Origin of the sequence: Okeania sp. SIO2B3 (assembly GCF_010672525.1) — a bacterium.
GTDB lineage: Bacteria > Cyanobacteriota > Cyanobacteriia > Cyanobacteriales > Microcoleaceae > Okeania.
The window spans coordinates 19624-44518 of record NZ_JAAHGH010000034.1; the positions used below are offsets into that span (position 1 = coordinate 19624).

At 33.6% G+C, this 24895-nt stretch carries 15 protein-coding genes; all 15 read left to right on the forward strand.

Annotated elements, in window-relative coordinates; all coding sequences use genetic code 11:
• Nucleotides 1-94: 94 nt before the first annotated feature.
• The 15 genes from F6K15_RS20880 (at nt 95) to F6K15_RS20950 (ending at nt 24882) form a co-directional block, all read left to right on the forward strand.
• Nucleotides 95-1237, forward strand: a complete 1143-nt coding sequence (locus tag F6K15_RS20880; protein WP_293063842.1) for a hypothetical protein — start codon at nt 95-97, stop codon at nt 1235-1237.
• Between the two features lie 190 nt (nt 1238-1427).
• Nucleotides 1428-7163: an AAA family ATPase gene (locus F6K15_RS20885; RefSeq protein ID WP_293063844.1), complete on the forward strand. Its 5736-nt coding sequence runs from the start codon at nt 1428-1430 to the stop codon at nt 7161-7163.
• Nucleotides 7164-7480: 317 nt separating this feature from the next.
• A complete protein-coding gene (locus F6K15_RS20890) occupies nt 7481-8278 on the forward strand; it encodes a hypothetical protein (protein WP_293063845.1) in 798 nt (265 codons plus the stop codon).
• A gap of 320 nt (nt 8279-8598) precedes the next feature.
• Nucleotides 8599-9357: a hypothetical protein gene (locus F6K15_RS20895; protein ID WP_293063846.1), complete on the forward strand. Its 759-nt coding sequence runs from the start codon at nt 8599-8601 to the stop codon at nt 9355-9357.
• A 105-nt stretch (nt 9358-9462) separates the two neighbouring features.
• Nucleotides 9463-10056, forward strand: coding sequence for a Pvc16 family protein (locus tag F6K15_RS20900; protein ID WP_293063848.1), 594 nt, complete (start codon nt 9463-9465; stop codon nt 10054-10056).
• Nucleotides 10057-10211: 155 nt separating this feature from the next.
• Nucleotides 10212-11525 carry a hypothetical protein gene (locus F6K15_RS20905; protein WP_293063850.1) on the forward strand — a complete coding sequence of 438 codons (1314 nt, stop codon included), beginning with the start codon at nt 10212-10214 and terminating at the stop codon, nt 11523-11525.
• Between the two features lie 41 nt (nt 11526-11566).
• Nucleotides 11567-13660, forward strand: a complete 2094-nt coding sequence (locus F6K15_RS20910) for a phage tail sheath C-terminal domain-containing protein (RefSeq protein WP_293063852.1) — start codon at nt 11567-11569, stop codon at nt 13658-13660.
• A 503-nt stretch (nt 13661-14163) separates the two neighbouring features.
• Nucleotides 14164-16152: a phage tail sheath C-terminal domain-containing protein gene (locus F6K15_RS20915; RefSeq protein ID WP_293063853.1), complete on the forward strand. Its 1989-nt coding sequence runs from the start codon at nt 14164-14166 to the stop codon at nt 16150-16152.
• Between the two features lie 189 nt (nt 16153-16341).
• The gene (locus tag F6K15_RS20920; RefSeq protein WP_293063856.1) at nt 16342-19920 is read left to right on the forward strand and encodes a phage tail sheath C-terminal domain-containing protein; all 3579 of its coding nucleotides are present in this window, start codon (nt 16342-16344) and stop codon (nt 19918-19920) included.
• A gap of 480 nt (nt 19921-20400) precedes the next feature.
• Complete coding sequence (locus tag F6K15_RS20925; RefSeq protein WP_293063858.1) at nt 20401-20862, forward strand: phage tail protein; 462 nt, start codon at nt 20401-20403, stop codon at nt 20860-20862.
• Nucleotides 20863-21163: 301 nt separating this feature from the next.
• Nucleotides 21164-21649 carry a phage tail protein gene (locus F6K15_RS20930; RefSeq protein ID WP_293063860.1) on the forward strand — a complete coding sequence of 162 codons (486 nt, stop codon included), beginning with the start codon at nt 21164-21166 and terminating at the stop codon, nt 21647-21649.
• Nucleotides 21650-21651: 2 nt separating this feature from the next.
• On the forward strand, nt 21652-21816 hold the full coding sequence (locus tag F6K15_RS20935) for a DUF5908 family protein (protein WP_293063862.1): 165 nt from the start codon (nt 21652-21654) through the stop codon (nt 21814-21816).
• A gap of 11 nt (nt 21817-21827) precedes the next feature.
• The gene (locus F6K15_RS20940) at nt 21828-22535 is read left to right on the forward strand and encodes a hypothetical protein (protein ID WP_293063865.1); all 708 of its coding nucleotides are present in this window, start codon (nt 21828-21830) and stop codon (nt 22533-22535) included.
• On the forward strand, nt 22535-24184 hold the full coding sequence (gene vgrG, locus F6K15_RS20945) for a type VI secretion system tip protein VgrG (protein ID WP_293063868.1): 1650 nt from the start codon (nt 22535-22537) through the stop codon (nt 24182-24184). The genes F6K15_RS20940 and vgrG overlap by 1 nt, the downstream gene beginning before the upstream one ends.
• 296 nt (nt 24185-24480) lie before the next feature.
• Nucleotides 24481-24882, forward strand: coding sequence for a GPW/gp25 family protein (locus tag F6K15_RS20950; protein ID WP_293063871.1), 402 nt, complete (start codon nt 24481-24483; stop codon nt 24880-24882).
• Nucleotides 24883-24895: the final 13 nt, after the last annotated feature.

Below are 24895 nucleotides of genomic sequence, written 5' to 3' on the forward strand. Positions count from 1 at the left end.
AAAACGTCTTATTTCTGTACGAAGTCTTATTTCTGTAAGAAATAGAGACAATTACTCACTTTAAGCACATTTTTCCTAAGAGGTAGTAATAAGTATGTTTAACAATGTAGCTAATGGGAATAATATATCATTACCAGGGATGCGTTTAAAAGATGCTCCCCTAGGAAATGGTTCAACAGACGATCGGAAGTATCAGATCCTGATAGTTACAGAAAAAAAGGATTCTGACGATATTAACCTAGGATTAACAAGAACACTATATATAGGTACAAAAACTGAGTTAAAAACTGCGTTAAAAACTGCGTTAGAAACTGCGTTAGAAACTGCGTTAGAAACTGCGTTAGAAGAAAATATTCGTCTGCTTGATGATATGCCTTCTAAAGGAATAGACATGACAGGCGTATTTTCTAATTTTCAAAGTTTGTCTGTAACAGACGAGATAGTAGGTCAATATAATTTGGTGCGAAGACTTTATCAATCTAGAAAACTATCTCAATTGATTGCCAAGTCATGGCTCCCAGAGAATGATATTCAGGAGCGGCTAGAAGGGCAAAGTCAGGGATATAAAAATGATGGATATTATACACATGATGATAATGTTAAAAGATTGAGGGTTATCAGGAAACTTTTTCTTACTGGCGACCAACCACTTGATATTAATACAGAAGTAAAACTTCTTCCTGAAGATGCTTCTGATACTGATGAAGATGCTTCTGATACTGATGAAGATGCTTCTGATACTGATCAGAAATGGGCACAACTAAAAGGAGAGCCTTATGTTATAGCGCCAGATCAAAGAAATTGGGATGGTATTTCTTTGAATCTACTGTTTTGTGGACAAGCTTATTTACTGGATGAAGACCAAGGAAAATATATACCCCTATGGGTTCCTATTCTTTCCACTTATGAAGCGTGTTCTTTCTACAGTTTATCGATAAATCCGGATAGCTTTACAGGCACGATAGAAGAGATCAAACAGAAAGGTATAGCCAATCCTCGGCCTCCTTACTACACAGCATCAATTCCTTATCCTCCACGCCCTAATTTTGGTACAGATAGTGAAGCTCAGAATTATCACAATTCTATGGTAGAAAAATGGGCAAATGCAAAGGACATCTCAGATAAGACGGAAGATTTACCATTTTGTCAAAGACCTTGGGATGATCAAGCTGGAATCCAAGTCAAATTTGTTACTTCTCCTTATCCTTATGTACCAATGAGTTGTTCTTGTTGTTAATTAGTTGAGATTTGTGAGTACAACCTGTTTGTGTGAAAAGTCTTAGGGTTGCAGCGAGTCGCTGCAACCCTACATAAAAGGATAATGTCGTTCCGAGCTCTTGCCAGGGAAGTTGGCCAATGTCCACAGAGAATTCAGTTAGAGATTATCATAGGTTATAAAGTATAACCAACAGTTACTAACTCTAACTATGAACGTCAAAATTGATTACGAAATTATTAGTAAAATCTATGAAAGTGCAAACTCATTAATTTATCGAGCTATTAAGACCGATAAAAGTCCTATTATTTTAAAAATTCTCAAGGAAAACTACCCGACAAAATCAGAGCTAATTAGATATCAACAGGAATATGAAATTACTAAGTCTTTGAATTCAAATCGCATCATTAAGGCTTATAATATACAGCGACATGAGAATAGTCTAGCAATACTTATAGAAGACTTTGGTGGTAGTTCTTTAAATCATCTAATGTTGGAAAATAAATTCAACTTAGAAGAATTTTTAGTTATTGCAATTCAAATCACTGAGAGTCTAGCTTCTATCCATGAAGCAAACATTATTCACAAAGATATTAATCCTGCTAATATTGTTTATAACCGCCAAACTAAAGAACTCAAAATTATTGATTTCGGTATCTCTACTCGTTTAGCTTGGGAAAATTCTACGATTGACAACCCCAATCTCCTAGAGGGAACTTTAGCCTATATATCACCGGAGCAAACAGGTAGGATGAATCGGGGAGTAGATTACCGTACTGACTTTTATGCTTTGGGTGTCACCTTTTATGAATTACTAACTCATCAACTACCATTTACTACAACCGATCCAATGGAGTTAGTACATTGTCATATTGCTCAACAACCAATACCTCCTTCTGAGAAAAATTCTGAGATTCCCCAGTCAATTTCTCAAATTGTGATGAGATTGTTAGCTAAAATTCCAGAAGCTCGATATCAGAGTGCTTGGGGATTAAAAGCAGATTTGTTAGCTTGTTTACATGAGTTGCGAACTAAGGGTGAGATTGCAGATTTATCCCTAAACTATCACGATATTACCGATAAGTTTCAAATTCCCCACAAACTCTATGGTCGCGAAGCAGAAGTACAACAATTATTAGCCACCTTTGAACGAGTGAGTCAAGGTGCAACTGAGTTAATGCTTGTTTCTGGTTATTCAGGAATAGGTAAATCAGGTTTAGTCAATGAAATTTCTTACCCAATAGTACAAAAAAAAGGATATTTTATCTCTGGTAAATTCGATCAATATAAGCGAAATATCCCCTATGATTCTCTAATTCAATCATTTCAAGATTTAGTTAAGCAGATACTAACAGAAACTGAAATCCAAATCCAAACTTGGAAGAAAAAAATTTTAGATAAGCTTGGTAGTAATAGTCAAGTTATTATTGATGTAATTCCCGAATTAGAACTAATTATTGGCAAACAGCCACCTGTACCTCAACTTAGTTCAAGTGAGTCAAAAAATCGTTTCAACTTAGTTTTTCAAAAATTAACTGGTGTTTTCAGTCAACAAAAACATCCCCTCGTTCTTTTCTTAGATGATTTGCAATGGACAGATTCAGCCTCTCTAGAACTAATTGAAAAACTAATCACTAATCCAGACAGTCAATACTTATTAATAATAGGAACATATCGAGATAATGAGGTAGATGCAACCCATCCTTTAATGGTTGCTTTCGAGCGGATGAAAAATCTCAAAGTCAAGATTAATAATATTATTCTTCATCCATTAGGAATTGATCATATAAACCAATTAGTTGCCGATACCCTGAATTGTTCACTAGAAAGGTCAAAACCTTTAGCTAAATTGCTGCTGAATAAAACTCATGGCAATCCATTTTTTTTAATTCAGTTATTCCAATCCTTATCTCAAGAAAAACTGGTCGTTTTTAATCCTTCTGAGTCTAAAAATAAAGAGGAATTCTGGGAGTGGGATATTGAAAGAATTGAAACAGTGGAGATAACAGATAATGTAGTTCAATTAATGCTCAATAAAATTAATAAACTTGATGATTTAGCAATAAAAATCATCAAATTAGCTAGCTGTATTGGTAATCAGTTTACTTTCGATATTCTCTGTTTTATTAATAGCAAACCTTCATCAGAAACAGCAATTGAACTGTGGCCAGCTCTCCAAGAGGGTTTGATTTTACCTTTAAACAACGCCTACAAAATTCCTCTAGTTCACAGGGAAATTAAGTCTATTGAAGAGCTAAATTATATTCGTTATCAATTTTTACATGACCGAGTTCAGGAAGCCTCTTATGCTCTAATTTCAGATGACAAGAAAAAAGAAATTCACAAAAAAATTGGCGAATGGCTTCTAGAAAGAACTAAAGGAAAAGATTGGGAAGAAAATATTTTTGAGATTGTCAACCACTTAAATATTAGCAGAGAACTCAGCGAAACTCAATCAGAGAGAAATAAGTTGGCTGAATTAAATTTGAGAGCTGCTAAAAAAGCTAAAGCAGCGAGCGCTTATAAATCAGCTCTCCAATATGTAGAAATAAGTCTTGAACTCTTACCATCAAATAGCTGGACTGAACAATATAATTTAACTTTAAATATTTATGTAGAAGCTGTAGAACTATATTTTTTAAATACTGATTTTCCAGAAGCAGAAAAACAAGCTGATTATGTTTTAAAAAAAGCCAAAACTAACATTGAGAGAGTCAATGTTTATGAATTTAAAATTCATTCGTATCTATGTAGGATTAAGTTTAATGATGCCATAGAAACTGCAAAAGAAGTTTTAGAGGAGCTAGGATTTCCTCTTCCTGAAAAACATATTAAATCTCAGACGTTACTAGCAAAGTTTAAAAGAAAATTGTCATTAGAAGGAAAGCAAGTTGAGGATTTAGTAAATTTACCAACGATGACCGATCCCTACAAACTTGCAGCTCTGAGAATTATGCTTTCTATTAATGCTATTACCCATATTGCAGCTCCCTCCTTGCATGGTCCTATTTTACTCACGATAATCAATTTCTGTATTGAATATGGTAATTCATCATTTGCAGCAGCAGCTTATGTTTCTACTAGTTCTCGTCTAATTGAAATGAAAGAAATTGATTTAGCGTATCAGCTTTCTAAATTATCTTTAAAGCTTTTAGATAAATTCAATGCTAATCAATTCAAAGCTAGAATTTGTTTGGCATTTAATTCTTGTGCTAGGTACTATAAAGAGCATATTCGAGGAACAATAGAACCATTGCTTGATGGAATTAATAGCGGTATTGAAACTGGAGATTTTGAATTTGCTAGTTATTGTGCAATTAATTATTGTTTCCACTCATTTTTGGTAGGAGAAAATCTTGAAGTAGTGAGAAAGAAGTATGATGATTATATTAATTTAATAGTCAAGCTAGGACAGAGTTATGCAGTTACATATACTAAAGTATGCCTGCAAATCGCTTTAAATTTTTTAGGACAATCAGAAAATAAATTAAATTTATTTCCTGAAGATTTTGATGAATTGAAATTGCAACAAAATTTAGAAGAAATAGGAGATGGTTCTACGTTAAATGTTTTATACTTTGCTAGATTGTTACTGCTTTATTTTTTCAAAGACTTTAATAATTCTGTTGAAGTAGCAACAGTAGGAGAAAAATACGAAGAATATGCTGGTGGTCTTATTACATTTTCTCAAAATAATTTTTACTATTCTTTAGCACTCCTCGCTGTTTGTATTGATCGGGATAAAACTAAGCAGGATATATATTTAAAAAAAGTTTCAATCAATCAAAACTCTATGAAGTTTTGGGCTGAAAATGCTCCAATGAATTTCCAGCACAAATACGATTTAGTAGAAGCAGAAAAGGCAAGAGTGCTAGGAAACTATTGGCAAGCAGAAGAATTTTATGAAAGAGCAATTCAAGGAGCAAAAAAATATGAATTTATCCACGAAGAAGCCCTAGCTTACGAACGAGCATCCGAGTTTTATTTAGCAGTAGGAAGAGAAGAAATTGGGAAAATTTATCTCAGAAATGCTCATCATTGTTACATCCGTTGGGGTGCTAAAGCTAAAGTCAAACAATTAGAATCAGAATATCCCCAGTATTTATTAGAAATAGCAAATAAAACTAAATCAAAAATTATTGATACAAGTAATTCTACCTCTGAAACTGATGGAGAAATTCTCGACTTAGCTACAGTTATTAAAGTATATAACGCAATTTCTGGTGAAATAAAACTGGAAAATCTTCTGCACAATTTAATGAAAATTGTCATTGAAAATGCTGGAGCGCAAACAGGCTTTTTAATTCTCAACCACAAAGATAGTTGGGTTATTGAAGCTCAAGGAAAAATAGATAGCGATGAAGTTACAATCTTACAATCAATTCCTATCGAATTTGTAGACCCAGAAACATCAATTCCGATTTTACCAACCACGATTATCAATTATGTAGCCCGCAGTCAAGAAAATATCGTTCTCAAAGATGCAGCTCACGAAGGATTATTTATTAATGACCCTTATATTATTGCCACACAAACTAAATCAATTCTCTGTATTCCATTAATTAATCAAAGTCAATTAAGAGGAATTGTTTATTTAGAAAATAATTTAACTACAGACACATTCACAACAAAAAGAGTCGAACTATTAAAAATATTATCCGCTCAAGCTGCAATTTCCATCGACAATTCCAGACTGTATCAAACTCTAGAACAAAGAGTCGAAGAACGCACAAAAGAACTGTCTCAAACCTTAGAAATTCTTAAAGAAACTCAAGCAGAACTTATCTTTGAAAATGAGCTACTAAAAACTGCCGAATCTAGCTCTAATTTTGATTATCAAGTAGGAGGAAGTTTGCCGATGGATGCTCCTACTTATGTAGTCCGACAAACAGACCGCACTCTCTATCAAGCCTTAAAAAAAGGTCAGTTTTGTTATGTTTTGAATCCCCGACAAATGGGTAAATCTAGTCTTATGGTGAGGATGATACACCATCTCAACCATGAAGGATATCATTGTGCTGCTATAGATTTAACCAGCATCGGTGGTAAAAATATGACCATAGAACAATGGTATAAAGGATTAGCCGTCGATCTATGGTGCAGTTTTGATTTAGTAACCACAGTTAATTTAAAAGCTTGGTGGAATGACCGATTAGATATTTCTCCCTTACAAAGATTCGATAGATTTCTACAAGATATTTTATTAGTTGAACTGAATAATAACGAAAGTCAACCTCCAAAAAAAGTCTTCATTTTTATTGATGAAATTGATAGTATTTTAGGCTTAAAAATTCCGGTGGATAACTTTTTTGCCATGATTCGGTCTTGTTACAATAAACGAATGATTAATCCCAAATCTAGATATCAGCATCTCACCTTTGCCTTTTTTGGGGTAGCAACTCCTTCCGAATTAATGACTGATATTAGGAGAACTCCTTTTAATATCGGTAAAGCAATTGAATTAGAAAGCTTTAAACCACATGAAGCACAACCTTTATTATTGGGAATAGCTGAAAAAGTTAGTAATCCTCAAACTATTCTTCAAGAAATATTAAACTGGACTGGAGGACAGCCTTTTTTAACTCAAAAACTATGTCGGTTTATTCGTGATTCAAAAATATCTATTCCTGTTAATGGTGAAGCAGAATGGATAGAGAATTTAGTACAAGAAAAAATTCTGACAAATTGGGAAGCTCAAGATGAACCGGAGCATTTAAAAACGATTCGCGATCGCATTCTTCATAGTACACAGCAAAGGAATAAACTACTGCAATTGTATAGACAAATATTAGTAGAAGGGTCGGTAATGGCAATTAATAGTCCAGAAGAAAAAGAGTTGTTGTTGTCGGGGTTAGTGGTAAAGGAAGGGAGAGTTATCAAGGTTTATAACCGTATTTATGAATGGGTATTTGACAGTAATTGGGTAGAGATGGCCGAGCTTGCTTAGGGGATAAAATTCTACAATGTGGCCGCATTAATGAGGCTTTCAGTAAATTTCCGGGGACGATATAAAGTTTATATAAAGTTGTCTAAAAAATCATATAAAGTTTATATAAAGTTTATGGATTGTGTTTTTACTTTTGGTGCAAGTATATTGGTAACAGCTCAGAGAACAACACTCAAAACAAGTTTTTTCTTTGTGCGATCGCGAAATTCTCTCAGTCTAATTAATTAGTAATTCTGAAGTATTCAGAGTATAAAGTCTGAGAAGAAATTGAAATTGAAAATGGAGATCAACCAGTGAAATTTATGTCAATAAAAAGAATGAAAAGCCTACAGGCTAAAATATTATCCCTAGCTTTGTGTCTAGCTATGCTATTAGGATTGCCCGCGAATTCTTGGGCAGATGCAGATGTTGTAAGAGAAGTTTGGGATGAAGCGAGGCCGTCTAGTATTTATGATGTGAAAGTAGAAGGAAGAAACTTAAGTTTTAGCTATACAGTACCCAAAAATGATGTTCCTGGTAAAGTATATATTTGGGAAATAACAGGATTAGATTCAAATAATGGTCTTTTCACGTCAAAGCTCCCAAATTCTTTTGGATATGACTTAGGCGATCAAAATCCTGCTAATCCTGAATTATTGAATAGGATCACTGGAACCTTTAATCAGACAATTAATGAAGTTAATTTACGAGACGGAAAGTATTTAGTGGTAATTACCTCTAATAATGATAGAGACTATGCTACTAAAAATTTAGCTGCAGCACAACTTTTGATTGACGGAAAGCCTGTTCAGTCATTTGATAGCACAATAGTATTGGCAGATCAAGACGACGATGATTTGTATTTTTATACAAGCGTCTTGAGTCCTAGTGTGCTAAATCAATCTAATTATTCCTATTCGCCAGGAAGATACACAGTTACAGTGAGTAAAGATGGAGAATATAAAGATGGTAAATTGTATACTATCTCTTCTGAGGACAATGATTTCATAAATTATAATTTTGTTAAGTTTAAAACCAGTAGGTTAGACAAAGGTGAGAATTACGCCGCAGAACTATATTCCGTTGATAACGATAGGGATGGGACTCCCGTGGCAGAGTTTTCGTTCATTTACTAGGTTTGTTTATTGGGATTAGTTAAAACGAGTTCTTGTTGCTTTTTCCATAAGCTTAGACATTTAATTTTAAGCTCATAAACTAAAGCGTGATTTGTGTTAGTGCCTGACCTTGTTAATTTTTTAAAATCTAAGTTGACTTTTAAAATTTAAAAAGGTTGGGTTCTTTTCTTTAAAGTGCTGGCTTTTGTTCAAAATTAAAAAAATAAATGAGGATTTTTATGCTGAAAAAAGTAAAAAGTTTATATATGACAATATTGTGTTTGACTTTGTGTCTCACTGTTTTGTTAGGAGTGACGTTGGTATCGGAGGCAAGCTCTAGTTTGTTTGATTGCGAAAAAGAAGTTTCCTTTTCAACGATAAAAAATTTAGAAGTGCATCCAGATTCTATAGAATTTGATTATATACTATCTGATGATCAGAATCAAGGAAGATTATATATTTGGGAAATAACTGGAGAACATATTTCAGATTCAGAAAAAAAGTTTGAAGAAGGATACCCTTTTGAAGGTGATTTCCAGAAAAGGGTAAATGGAAGGATGGAATATAAGTTTGTCTTGAGTGGGGAAAAGTGGGAGGAAATGAAAGAAAAATTCGATTTAGATAGATTGAATTTAGTAGATGGAAAATATATAATAGGAATTACCACACAGACATCTGAAAATACGACATCTGAAAATACTTTGTCGGCAGCGCAACTTTTGATTGAGGGAACACCTGTTGAGTCGTTTGATAGTTGGCTAGTAGTAACAGATTCAGATGTAGTAGCAAATTCAAATAAGCAATATACAAATGTATATTATAGTGTTTTAGATCCTAGTGTATTAGAAAAAAAGTCAGAGGCTGTTGAACAGAATTCTCAAGAAGAAAAAAGTCGGACTTTTTTAATTTCAATAGATAGCGATTTTGTACCAGTGGGTGAAAAAGAAGTACCTTTTTATGCAAGTGGCGATTTAATGCAGCGTGGATTTGTTGTTTTGGAAACTGATAGCTTTAAGAAATATCAAACATACGAGGTAAAATTGCATCCAGATTCAAATTCTTTTGAATATTCTGCAAAATATACCTTAAATTACTTATAAATTTGTTTTAATTAACTAAAGTAATATTTAATCAATATTGCTTTAGTTAATTAAATAAAAAATAAGATAACTTTTCTGGCTTTTAAATCCAATGATTTGTTATTTATGATTGACCATGTTGTGTCCTTTCTCCAGGAAAAACTAGACACCTACATCAAAATAAAAATAGGAGACCAGCTCACTTTTGCTGAGAATGAAGGGAATCGAGTTGTCACCTTGCTTGAGAATAAAAATGCCAAAGAGATACAGTTAAAAGAAGGGATTATTACTACCTTATTAATCAACCTAGAAGAAGAGTATACTTTTCGTTCTGGTGCAGCTTATGAAAGGATGCCGAATGGAGGTCGTGTAGATCAAAAAAACCCTAATCTTTATCTCAACTTATATCTTCTTTTTGTTCCATATTTTAATAATTACAGTTATTCTTTGAAGTTCTTATCTTTAATTATCAAATATTTTCAAAGTCATAGGTTGTTTGACCACCATAATTCTCCAGAACTTCATCCAGAGATTGAAAAGTTGACTATGGAATTGGTAAATTTGCCTTTTACTGAACAAAGGGAGGTGTGGGCAGGTTTAGGGTTACCTTATTTACCTTCTGTGATTTATAAAGTAAGAATGGTTGTTTTTACAGATACGGATACTGTAGAATCTGTTTCTAATATAACTGAAAAGAAAGTTGTTCCTACAAATGTTTAATTTTCGGTCTAAATAGGTAGGTGCGAATAAATGTCACTATGTAACGAAATGTTAAAGTAGTTGAAACCCTTGAAATTGCTTCCTTCCGCTCCGCTCCAGTCGCAATGACGTACTTGTAAATTTTTTCACCTATCTACTTAAATGAAGTCTAGATTATGAATTATAAAAAGCTATTTGAGTTGAGTATTTTGCACGAGTATTATGCTAATAAGTTGTGTTCAGACTTCATTTTAGAGCCAACAATTGAATGCAGGAAAATATTAAGTGGTCATCGTTTGATTATTAAAAATAAAGTTAATGGAATAGTAATTATTACTCCTGTAAATCCAGATGATGAAAATAAACCCCAGATTGAGCTTGCTGAGGATTTGCAATTCACTTTTGTCTTAAAACTTAAGAATCCTAAACTTCTTAATTTTACAGAAGGAAATTTAAAAGGTAGTATTTTTTTCAATCTTCAAGAGGAGCAGGGAGAGAATGATTTGAAATGTCTTTCTTTTAGTAATAAAAGTCAACTAGGAGTTGTACTATTAAAAGAAGGATTTTTACTCATATCATTTATAGAATTAAGCATTCCACAGGAACTAGAAGAAGCTTTATCATTATTGTTAGAAGTATATGTAGTTTTATCCTTAGCTGAAAAATTACTAGAAAAAACAATCGAATTACCCGAACAATACTTACCAGAAGGACTGAAGGAGAAAGTCATATTATATGAAGACTTACCAAAAGAAAAACAAAAAGTCTTATCCCTGGCTCAAACATTACTAGAAAAACCAACCGAATTAACCCAACAATACTTACCAGAAGGACTGCAGGAGAAAGTCATATTATATGAAGACTTACCAGACGAACTGAAAAATAAAGTCATATTATATGAAGGTTTACCACATGAAAAATATGAAGTTTTATGCCTTGCTAAAGAATTACTAGGAAAAGAAAAAATCAAATTATCTTATGAAGATTTGCCAGGAGGAGAGATTGTTTGGGGTCTCGTGATTATTGATAATAACTCTTCTATGTCTACTAATTTGGGTGAAAACAGTGATTATCAAATTACTTTTAAGCCAAAAAAACAAAAGTGGCGTTATTACTTAATAACTAATTTGCCCAGGGATAAATTATTATTGATAAAAGGTAGACGAGAAGAGATAAGTTTTTCTAGTTTCCAGGAGCTTCAATCTGGAGACCCAATGTTAAATATTTTTGAGCAGCAATTTTCAGATAAGCAAACTGTGAAACGTTTTTCTGAATCGACTTCAGAAATTCCCTGTCAGGAAATGGGGATAAAAAACATTGCGCTTTTAATATCTACAATCGAAAAGGGTGCATCTCAAGAAAAAAAAACATTGGAAGAATTAGAAGTTTTGATAGAACATTTACCTAATCCACCGAATGGTAATATAATTCAAGTACACAATGAAGAGACGGTTCGGTATCAAGTAATTAATCTACTCAAAAACTTCTAAAATTTTCAACAAATACAAAAAGCAAAGTACAGGACAAAATTATGGTTACTTCTTATAAAACTCCTAATGTTTATGTTCAGGAAATTTCTACATTGCCTCCTTCAGTTGTGGGTGTCTCGACAGGAATTCCTGCTTTTATTGGCTACACTGAAAAAGCTCAAGATGGAAAAAATGATTTGACAAACAAACCTACTTTTATTACTTCTTTGCTTAATTATGAAACTTTTTTTGGAAAAGCAAAACCGATTGATTTTGAGTTACATACTAATGCTGAAGATGAATTAACTGATTTGACTATTACAGAACCCACGTTTTTAATGCATTATGCTTTGCAGATGTTTTTTAACAACGGTGGGAGTGGTTGTTATATTGTTTCCGTTGGTGTATATAGTGATGGTGATGATGCTAAGAAAAAAATTGATTTTGAGAATGGTTTGGCAGCTTTAATGAAAGAAGATGAACCTACTTTAATATTGTTAACTGATGCTGTTAATTTGTCTGAAACTGATTATTACGACCTTTGTAAAACAGCTTTGGCACAATGTAATAAATTACAGGATAGGTTTGCTATCCTTGATGTTCAGAAAGAAGAAGAAGAATCAGAGAAAAAGACAGGAGAAGAATCAGAGGAAAATACAGGAGAAGAATCAGAGGAAAATATAGGAGATGTTGGTAAATTTCGAGATGGAATTGGTCAAGAGTATCTAAATTATGGTGCTGCTTACTACCCTTATTTGCAAACTTCACTGAATTATTATTGTACAGATGATTCTCCTGTTATTTATTCTTCTGTTGAAAATGGCGAGTTTGAAAGCACAACCGGGCAAGGACTAACAGTTAATTATAAGGGAAAAAATTCAGATAAACCGAAAGTATATATTTCTATTGAGAGTTCTATAAGTAAGTCTGTAATTTTTTATATTTCGGGAACTAATAAAGAAATTTTAGTAATAATAGTTCAAAACAATCCAACAACAGTGTCAACCATTGTTGAGGAGTGGGGCAGTTTCAGTGATCAAAATCAAAATAATTTTCAACTTATTGATAGTATTGATAGTTCCGAAGAGACCTCTAGTTCTTTTACTGAAGACAAGCAAATAGTATTAGAACCTGTGGTAATGAAATATTACACAACACCTGATGGTCTTATAGTTAGTCATAAAAGTATTATAGTTAGTGGAGAAGAAAAAGAAGACAATCCAACAGTAACTATTAAAGTTGTTGCTAGTGGGGATATATCTATTGTTCCTAGTGATGCTAGTTTACCTGATGGCACACTACCAAACATTATAATAACAGTATTGAGTACGTCAACGGTACAACAAGTTATTGAAGAATGGAACAAGAAAAAAGAAGGAGCATCACCTTCTTTTGACGATTGTGGTTTTAATTTAGATGTAGAAGCAGGGAAGGAAGACAAGACTTTAACACCAGTTGAATCAGAGGAACTTTTAGAAAAATCAAAAGAAGTAACTGTCTCATATACTTTATCAAATTTCAAAACCAACACAGGTTTGTACAACAAAATTAAATCAGAAATATCTAAAGAGCGAGTCATCTTACCTCCTAGTGCTGCCATGGCAGGAGTTTATGCCAGGGTAGACCGAGATCGAGGAGTTTGGAAAGCACCTGCAAATGTGAGTTTATCCTCAGTCACAGCTCCCACAATCAAAATTACTAACGAAGAACAAGAAAATCTCAATGTCGATGCTAATGGAGGTAAATCTATCAATGCTATTCGTTATTTTACAGGCAAAGGAGTTTTAGTTTGGGGAGCTAGAACATTAGCAGGTAACGATAACGAATGGCGTTATGTACCAGTGCGCCGACTATTCATTTATGTTGAAGAGTCGGTGAAAAAAGCTACAGAATTTGCAGTTTTTGAACCGAACGTCAGTACAACATGGCTGAAAGTCAAATCTATGATAGAAAATTTTCTAGAGGGGTTATGGAGGCAAGGAGCGTTAGCGGGTAGCACTGCTCAACAAGCATTTTTTGTGAATGTGGGACTGAATACAACCATGTCATTACAGGACATCTTAGAAGGACGGATGATTGTAGAAATAGGTCTGGCAGCAGTGCGTCCTGCGGAGTTTGTTATTCTGAAGTTTTCCCATAAATTACAGGAAGCTTAGTTGATTTCAATTAAGACGCGATGTTCAACTTTCTATGAAGTAATAAGCGTTTCTGCTTTTTTGGCGGAAAGTCTGGCTCTTAAAACTCCCGGAACCTCACTGGTTGGAAAAAGTTGCACACGGCGTAATTAGGATCTGGTGAAAAAATTGGTTGGTGGGAGTAGGACACGGAGACGCGGAGATGGGGGAGAATTTTTCTGCCTTATGCAGCCTAAAATCCTAACTTTATGCAGCTCTTTAGACCGAAAACCTTGCACTTTTTTCGCTGCTTAAAAGCTAAAGCATTTACATATAAAGGCTTTTAAATTTATTCAGCAAGCGCTAATTCAAAGTAGACAGGACTTACGCACCAAGCGCCATATCTAATTTGCCCCTACAGATGGTGTATAATTCCGTGTTTTGTGTAAGTCCTGAGTAGATTTCGACTTTTCCTTATTTAAAATTTATTTCTAGAGTAGGTGAAAACACATTGTATTTTAAATATAAAAACTTAGGAATTAATCATGGAAAATTATCAAACTCCTAATGTTTATACTAAAGAAAGTTCTACTCTTGCTGCTTCGGCTATGGGTATTTCCACAGCAGTCCCCGCTTTTATTGGTTATACTGAAAAAGTTGTTCAAAGTGACGGTGAAGATTTAACAAATATACCTACTCGAATTACGTCACTTTTTGAGTATGAACTTTTTTTTGGAAAAGCCGAACCTACCAAGTTTAAAATTCGGCATACTCCTGATGCAATTTCAATTACTAATATGGCTGAAGTTGCTCAGATTAAATATTTGATGCATTATGCTTTGCAAATGTTTTTTAATAATGGTGGTGGTGTTTGCTATATTGTCTCTATCGGGACTTATAGCGACGAAGACAAAAAAAAGTATGATTTTTTGGAAGGTCTGGGTGTTTTAAGCAAAGAAGATGAACCTACTTTGATTCTGTTGACTGATGCTGTCAATCTACCGAATATAGCAGATTATTATTTTCTTTGTACAGAGGCTTTGAAACAGTGTGGTCTATTAAAAAACAGGTTCTTGATCTTTGATGTCTGTCAAGGCAAAGAAGACCCCTTGTTTGAAAAGATAGAAAGTGTCGATAAATTTCGAGAAGAAATAGGTGGTGAAAATTTAAGTTATGGTGCTATTTATTATCCTTATTTACAAACCTCATTGAGTTATTATTATACCGATGATTCTGTAGTATTTGAGTCTTTTTATTATCAAAAATTTGAACGTGAAATTGATGTTAATGCTTTTGTAGTTACTTATGTCGGTATAAATTTAGACAAACCAAAAATACAGATACTCGTCGATGATAATTATGGGAACAGAATCGATTTTGATTTTGATATTTCTGTCAATAATTCGCGAGTTTTGATAATCAAGCTTCAAAAATTGGTAATTGCTTCGGAAATTGTCGCAGAATGGAAAAAAGTTATCAATAAAAATAATTTTGACATTTTGCAGAGGGGTAATGGTAATTACACAATGTCCGATGGTATTGGTTATGTAGGTGAAGGACCCGTTTCATTATCACTTATAGTGATGAGGTCTTATGTGACATCCCCTAATGGTCTTTTGGTTATTCATGAGGGCGTAGAAGAAAAAATACCACAAATAACTATCCAGTCTGCTAAGAATTTGACTGTTGATTCTTCATCTTGGAAGATGTTTATAAAAGGGAATTGTGAGGACATGACTGTACAAGGCATTCTTGACAAGTGGGAAGAGGAGCCTCAGTCTAAAAAAGAATATTTTCAATTAGAGAAAAGTGGTGACGGTAGTGATTCTTTAAATTATTTAGATGATGAGCCTATTGATGAAAAGTGGTCTTTGTCTGTCCCATTTTTGTTGTCTGACTATAAGAATCAAACATTTTTTTATAACAAAGTCAAATCAGAAATGTCTAAAAGGCGTGTCATTTTGCCTCCCAGTCCTTCAGTGGCAGGAGTTTATGCTAAAGTAGACAGAAATAGAGGAGTCTGGAAGACTCCTGCTAATGTGGGCTTGGTATCAGTCGTTGTCCCTACAATCAAGATCGGCGATCGAGAGCAAGAGCTTCTTAATCTAGCAAGTGCGGACAAGTCTGTTAATGTGATTCGCTATTTTGCTAATCGAGAAATTTTGGTTTGGGGAGGTAAAACACTAGCAGGTGTCAGTAGTGAGTGGTGTCATGTCTCAGTTCGACGACTGTCTATCTATGTTGAAAAATCATTGAAAAGGCTCACAGAGTTTGCAGTCTTTGAACCGAATCTCAGTAGAACTTGGTTAAAAGTCAAGTCTATAGCAGAAAGTTTTTTAGAGGGACTATGGAGGCAAGGTGCGTTGTCGGGTGTTACTTGGCGAAAATCTTTTTTTGTAAATGTAGGACTAGGTACTACTATGACAAAAGAGGATGTTTTAGAAGGTCGGATAAATGTAGAAATAGGTATTGCGGTGATTCGTCCACTAGAGTTTATTATTCTTAAGTTTTCTCATAAACTACAGCAAATGTAATTTTAGTTATTGGTTACGATTCCCCTAAATCCCCCTTGCAAAGGGGGACTTTGAAGAATCTTCCCTTAAAAAGGGGACTTTTTGTTGGCTTTTTAAGGGGGGTGGGGGGGATCGTAAATCTACCTTATTAAACAGAAAAATACTACATTAGAAAAATCTGAAAAAATTAGTTAAGTAAAACATTAAACTATGGCTAAAGTTTATAAAACTCCTAACGTTTATATTGAGGAAATTTCTACATCGCCTCCCTCAGTGTCAACTGTATCTACAGCAATACCTGCTTTTATTGGTTATACTGAAAAAGCTCAAGATGGAAAGAAAAATTTAACGAATAAACCTACTCTAATTACTTCTTTATTGGACTATGAAACTTTCTTTGGAAAGGCTGGAACGGCTGGTTTTGTTGTTAAGGCTATCGAAGATGAAATTTCCGTTGAATCAACTCCTCAATATTTAATGTATTATGCCTTACAAATATTTTTTGATAATGGTGGTGGTAATTGTTATATAGTTTCAGTTGGTTCATGTACGGGAACAAAGGATAAAAAAGATTTTGAGAATGGTTTTGCTGCTTTAGAACAGGAAGATGAACCTACTTTAATTTTGCTTACAGATGCAACTAATTTATTAGAAGAAGATTATTATGACCTTTGTCAAAAGGCTTTGGCACAATGTAATAAATTACAGGATAGATTTAGTATTTTTGATGTTTTAAATGGTATTTCTTATCAAGAAAATAGACAGAAAATTATTGATTTTCGTGTCAGTATAGGTCAAAATAATTTAAAATGCGGTGCGGCTTATTATCCTTATTTAGAGACTTCGTTGAAATATTTTTATACCGACGATTCTGTAACTGTTAGGGTTGAAAAGTCTTATTTTGAATTAAAATTCCAAGGTTTGATGGTTGATTATATTGGTAATAATATAGACGAATCTAAGGTAGAAATCGTAGTAAATGACTCGTCTGCTCCAAACAATTTAGACTTCGATATTACCGATAATAACCTTTTGTCTATAAGAATTAAACCTGACTCTAAAGATATTACTGTAGAAAACATAATTGACGCTTGGAATAAGTGGAAAAGTGATTTTGACTCCACAGGTTCACAAGACTCACAAGAGCAGAAAAAAAATTTTGGTATTAAATCTAGTGTCAATACTGTAAGGCTTCATTCAATGCCTTTTACTGCAGAGTTTCAGTTGCTAATTCAAGGTCTCGTAATTGGTTATAGTAAAAATGATCTAAATGAACCCTACCCCAGAGTAGAAATTTCTGAAGTCGAAAACGGTGATTTTTTACATGGCGTTGAAGTTAAGGTCAATGAAGTCGATAATAATATTTTAGAAATAAAAGTTAATTCACAGACTAAGATAACTTTTGGAAATATTATTGATGCTTGGAGTAATGTAGATGTAGAATATCGTGGTAGTTTTAGTATTGATATTCTTGAAGGTTATGAAAGAGAATTAGAATTCAAGGTAGTGGTAGAGAAAGATCTTTTAAAAAACACAGACAACAATCCTGAAAAATATTTTGTGATAGTCCAAAATATGTTGTTTACTGCTCTTTCTTATAGGAAAACTGTTTTTATCAAGAAAAAAAATGATCTCCAAGATAAAGATGATGTATCTCTTATTGTCGTCACAGAAAAGAAAGATAGAATGTATCCAGGTGATTTATGTATAAGTTATAAAGATGGAGTGACGGTGCAAGATGTAATTGATAAAGTAAACGACGAGGGTGTAAACATTGGTGAGTATACCATTGCTTTAGATCCAAGTTTAGATTTTCAGTCAGAAAAAGATTCTGCTTTGAGTCATCCTCTCACACCAACAGAAGAAGGAGGGGAAGGATTAACAGATATTCCAGTCTATGAATTAATAATTGAAGGATTATTGATTACTTACGACGAATATGAAGAACTTGGAAATGGAAACAAACCTAAAGTAAAGATATCTAGGAATGATTATGGGGAGGAAGAAGAAGACACTATAGACTTTTCTGTTAATGATCTTACTTTAGTAATAACTATCAAGTCTAGAAGCAATACAACCCCAGGTGAAGTGTTTACAGAATGGGAGCTTTGGAAAAAGGATGCAGCAAATAATCCTGAGAATTTCAATATCACGCTTCCACCGGAGCAGGAAACGGGGTCAGATACTTTTATTTCACTAGATTCAACACGGTTTTTAGATTTCAAAAGGATTACTTCTGAGTTTACAGTCGAAGGTCTAAAAATCATTTATACTGGAGCTGATGATTCTAAACTTCAGCCTAAGCTACAAATTATTGTAAACAAAGATAATGATATAGGTTTTGAGCCGAATCAAGACGATGAAAAAGACCTTTTGGTGTTGGTGATAAAAATTAAAAGAGAAGGCGATACAAGCGTACAAGAAATTATTGAAGCGTGGACTATATGGAAGAATGAGGAGAATAATCAGGGTTCTCCTTTTGACATTAAAGCAGGTAATATTCAAGCCTTAGCAACTACTCCCTTAAAATCGTACTTTCAATCAACGGTTGAAGGTCTGAAAATCAGTTATAGTGGGTTCTCATCAGATGAACCTCAAGTACAAATTGTCAAAAATGATATTGTCGAAGATGATGATACCGATGATGGTACTGATGATATAATTTTTGAGCCTATAGCTCAGATTCTAACAATAAGAATTAAATCAGAAAGCACAACTGTAGAAGAAATTGTTACAAAATGGGGTGAAACCCCACTGAAGGATAGTGCTGAAAATTTTGACATCAGGTCAAGTGGTAATAATGATAAGATTGTTGGAGAAAAAGAAGAAACACTTGCTCTTTTAAAATCATTATTGAAGTTCTATAGAACAGCCCCTAATGGTCTTATAGTTACTTATGAAGGGAGAGAGGATAGGAAGCCTAAAGTAACTATTACCAAAAGTGATAAGAATTACATATCTTTTGACATTACAGATTTAACCCTAGAAATAATAATCAAAAAAGATGAGAAAACGACTGTAGAAGAGATTGTTGAAAAATGGGAAGAGCAAACCAATAAAAAGAATTTTGAGATTAAGCAAGATGGTGATGGTAGCGCTGATGTAGTTCCATTATCTATCCAAGAATTAACTGATTGTCCTTTATATTATTATAAATTTGAGGATACAGATTTTTATAATAAAGTTAAAACAGAAATAGGCAAAGAGCGAGTTATATTACCTCCTAGTGCTGCTGTAGCAGGGGTATATGCTAAAGTAGACAGGGATAGGGGTGTTTGGAAATCACCCGCTAATGTCAGTTTAGTGTCAGTAATAGAGCCTACAATTAAAATTAACAGTGAATTACAAGAGAATCTCAATGTTCACCCTACAGGTAAGTCTGTGAATGCGATTCGCAGTTTTATAGGTAGAGGTACTTTGGTTTGGGGTGCGAGAACATTAGCAGGTAATGACAATGAATGGCGTTATATATCCGTTCGCCGACTGTTTAATTATATTGAAGAGTCGCTGAAAAAATCCACAGAATTTGCTGTTTTTGAATCTAATAACACCATTACTTGGCTCAAAGTAAAGTCTATGAGTGATAATTTTTTGGAGAGGTTGTGGCGACAAGGAGCGATCGCTGGTGGCACTCCCGAACAAGCTTTTTTTGTCAATGTAGGATTAGGTACAAGCATGACACAACAGGATATTTTAGAAGGACGGATGATTGTGGAAATAGGTATTGCAGCAGTTCGTCCTGCGGAATTTATTATTCTTAGGTTTTCTCATAAATTACAGGAGGCGTAATTTCAGTTATCAGTTATCAGTTATCAGTTATCAGTTATCAGTGGCTTTGTTCCATGAAGGTGCTAGAAGCATTATGAAATACAGGACTTACGCACAAACACCATATATGGTAGGGGCGAATGCCATTCGCCCTCTACAGATAGTGTATTATCTAGGAGTTTGCGTAAGTCCTGAAATAAATATTTACCAATAAATATCATTAATGCCAAAGTATTGTACTGCAATAATTCCAGGATATTCTTGCAACAAAGCCGTTATCAGTTATCAGTATATCCAGAGATTAGTTGGTGACTTAGAATGCAGAATATGGTTTTTTTATATTCTCTAGAAGAGAGGGCGAATGGCAGTAGAAGAGAGGGCGAATGGCATTCGCCCCTACTAATAAAATTAACTAAAAAGGAAATTTTTTTCTTTAGTTTTTTGGTAAAATTAATCGTAAGATTCGGTAAGACAAATATTCAAATCAAGGAAAAATAAATCATGGCAACTACACCAGATCAAATCAAAGCTAGTTATCCTATTCCAGTGTTTTACTATCGAGTCACCATAGGAGATGATGATTCCCACGCATTTTCAGAAGTGTCGGGACTAAGCATTGAATACGAAACTATTACCTATAGGGATGGCTTAAGTTATAAAGAAGGGGCAAAGTATATGCCGGGATTAGATACACCTGTTAATTTAACTCTCCAAAAAGGTATTGTTAGAAAAGATAGCTATTTGTTGAACTGGATTAATACAATTAACTTAAATACTGTAGAAAAGCGCGATATTAAGGTTGATTTATTAGATGAAGCTGGTGAAGCAGTTGTTTCTTGGACTGTGCTAAATGCTTTCCCCAAGAAGTTAGATGCACCATCATTTAATGCTACTAGCAATGAAGTTGCTATTGAGAGTTTAGAATTAATGGCTAGTAGTCTCAGAGTTAACTATCCAGGATGATTTTAAAATTATCCTAATAATATCAGGAATTACGCAAAACTTAGGTTATTAAAGTTATTACAAGAATAGGAAACAATCTTACAGCGGATTCCACTTTGGTGAGGTACATCTACGCGAGCAAGATGCCCGCACTTGCATTCATTTAATTGTTAATATCTGTACTTCATATACTTGGAATCTGCTGTAAATCTTGGTGTTTTCTTTAAATGCGCAAGTCGTGGATACGAAGTAATTGCCTGAAAATTTTGTTAATGGAAGTTTTAGGCAAAATATCTAACTTTTAACTTTTTTTCTTAATATTATGGTTGGTAGTTTTATCGTTCCTCCAGAGACTACTTTGACAGAAAATCCACCTCTAGGGTTTCATTTTATGGTTAATTTTTTAGTAGGTGGAGTTGTTCCTAATCTTTTAGATATTCGCTTTCAAAAAGTATCTGGAATTTCTGCGGAAATAGAAACAACAGATATTCGAGAAGGAGGGGAGAATATATTCAGACATCGTTTGCCAAATTACGTTACCTATAATAATCTAATTTTAGAAAGAGGAATGGTAATTGGTTCTCCTCTAAATGTGGAATTTAATGTTGCTATGAGTACGATGGAATTTGCTCCTAGCAATGTGTTAGTTATACTTCTGAATGCAGATAGTATTCCTGTTGCTGGTTGGTTATTTCAGAGAGCTTACCCAGTTAAATGGAGTATATCAGATTTAGATGCTAATAATAATGCTATTGTAATTGATACAATGGAATTAGCTTATGCCAGATTTCAAAGTTTAAGGATTTAGTTATGCCTGTAGAAATTAAAGAATTAATTATTCGTGCCAATATTGTCAATAATAATGATGAAAATTCAGAATCTCAAAGTGAAGAAACTACCGGACAGAAACAAGAAATTATTGCTGCTTGTGTGGCAGAAGTTCTAAAAATATTGGAACGTAAACGAGAGAGGTAAAAAAATAGATAATGATTAAAAATCCTTTTAAATTAGAAAAACTCAAGATTAATGTTTATGACAAAGCAGCTCGAAGTGGTGCCCCAAAAGACACCTTTGAAGTAATGTTTAATCCCGAATCATATTCCTTAAGATATGAAAATGTTTTTCAAGGTTATCAGGGGATTAATACTAGCGGACGTATGGCTAGATATTCTCTCTCTAAACCCCAAGAATTGTCTCTGAAGTTGATTTTAGATAATACAGGAGTAACAAGTATGGGAATAACAAATTTATTATCTTCGGGAGAGAATGATGTTTATAAACGAGTCCAGAATTTTCTGAAATTAACTACTGAGATGGATGGAAACATCCATGAGCCTAAATATTTGAAAATTGAATGGGGAGACTTAAATTTTAGTTGTCGCCTCCAATCACTTGAGGTTAATTATACTCTTTTTAATCGCAGCGGACAACCTACTAGAGCAGAACTAAATACTGTTTTTGTTGCAGATATAGAAGATTGCAAACGGGTTAAAAAAGAAAATAAAAATTCTCCCGATGTATATCATTCTAGGATGGTTAAAAGTGGAGATAAATTGCCTTTGATGACACAAAAAATTTATGGCGATCCTGCCTATTATATTCAGATTGCTAAAGTTAATAATCTCAATAATTTTAGAAAATTAAAAACAGGTATGAATCTGAAATTTCCTCCAGTTAAAAGAACCCAAAAATAATGGAAAAACATGAAAATGAAAGTGTCGTTACAGCAACAGTTTTGAGTGAAGGATCGACCATAGATCCAGAATACAGTATTATGTCAATTGATATTATCAAAGAGGTGAATAAAATTCCCACGGCTCAAATAATTCTCTTAGATGGTGATGCTGCAAAACAGGAATTTGCTATTAGTAACACGGATTTTTTTAAGCCTGCTAAAAAAATTGAAATTCAGCTTCGTTATGAAGGTGAAGTTGCAGAGGAAGAAATAGTTTTTCAGGGAATTGTAGTTAAGCACTCCGTGCAAGCAGATCGATTTGGTTCTTTACTTACTATTGATTTAAAAGATGCAGCGATTAAACTTAGTACGGAAAGAAAAAGTATTGTTTTTAGAGATATGAAAGACAATGAAATTATCGACAAAATTATTAAAAAAGCAGGGTTACAAGTTAAATCTAAAGCAACTAAAGCAAAGCACAAAGAAATGGTGCAATATTACTGCACCGATTGGGATTTTGTTTTATCTCGTGCTGATGTTAATGGTAACTGGGTTATAGTTGATGATGGTAAAATTACTGTAGAAGAGCCAGATTTAAGTGGTTCGCCAAAACATACATTTGAATATGGTAAGAATGAGATTTATGAATTAGAAATGGAAGCTGATATTCGTCATCAATATGGGGAGGTAAAAAGTCACGCATGGGATATTAAAAATCAGAAAGTCTTAAAATCAGTAGGTAAAAAATTTAATCTTAAGCAAGGTAATTTAAAAGGAGATTTATTATTATCAAAAGCTGTTGGTGGAGACAAACTTAATCTGACAAGCATAACTCAAATAGAGGAACAAGAAATACAAGCTTGGGCAGATGCAAAATTATTAAAAAGTAGTTTGTCGATGTTAAAAGGTCGTCTAAAAGTACCTGGTTTTGCCAAGATAAAACCAGGAGATATGATGGAAGTTGCTGGTGTTAGTGAACGCTTCAATGGGAGTACATTAGTAACAGGAATTCGCCATCAAGTTGATGTAAAGGGTTGGCAAACTGATGTACAATTTGGCTTATCTGCTGACTTTTTTGCTCGACCAAATAACGATATTCTTGATACTCCAGCAGCAGGATTAATTCCAGCAATTAATGGTTTGCAAATGGGGATTATTGATAAGTATGAAGCAGACCCAGATAAACAGTTTAGGGTAAAAGTAAAAATTCCATCAATTGAAACGGATGGTATTGTTTGGGCAAGATTAGCTTCTGTGGAATCTGGTAATAAAAGAGGTATTTTCTTTAGACCAGAACCTGGTGATGAAGTGATTGTTGGTTTTATTAATGATGACCCTAGACAAGCTATAATTTTAGGAGCTGTACATAGTCAAAAAAATGCTTTACCTCCTGGTTTTGAAGTAACTGAAAAAAATTATAAGAAAGGCATTGTGACTAAAGAATCATTACAAATAGTTTTTGATGATGAAAATAAGTTAATTGAAATTAGTACCCCAAAAGGTAATAAGATTGAATTATCAGAAAAGGGTAAAGGAATTAATTTAAAAGATGAAAATGGTAATATGATTACTATGGATAATAAAGGAATTCAGATTAAATCAAGTAAAAATATTACAATTGAAGGTAAAAAAATTGAGATTAAAGGGTCAAAAGTCAATGTTATTTGATGCAATAAGGAATAGCTAAAATGTTATATCGTGACTGGGAACTAAAGAAAAGGGCTAATAGCCATTCGCCCCTACCCACTGTATTTGGCATAGCAATTATCGAATTGATGAGACATACCTACGATCCCCCTAAATCCCCGTTAAAAAGGGGGACTTTGAAGTTACCCCCTTAAGAAAAGCAGTAGGGTGAATCTAATATTTGTACCTCACAGATTGAAAAATTTCTATATTATTCGGTTGAATATTACTACCTATATTTATTGATTGAAAATATACAAAAAAAGGATGAGTAAACTATGGAAAAAAAACCTTTATTTTTAGGAACAGGATGGAGTTTTCCACCTAGATTTTATCAAGAGAAAGGAACAGTAGAAATGGTATCAGATGAGGAAGATATTCAAGAGAGTTTAGAGATTATTCTCTCAACTGGTTCCTCAGAAAGAGTCATGCAATTAGACTTTGGTTGTGAATTAAGTCAGTTTATGTTTGAGGAAATTACTCAAAGTTTAATTACTAGAATTAGAGGTACAATTTCCGATGCTATTTTGGACAATGAAACTCGCATAGAAGTGAATGATATTAGTATTGAAGAAGGAGAAGAACAGGGACTATTATTAATTGGTGTGAGTTATACTGTGCGGGCAACTAATACTAGGTCTAATATGGTTTATCCTTTTTATCTGAATGAGGCTCAATAGCTGAAATATGATA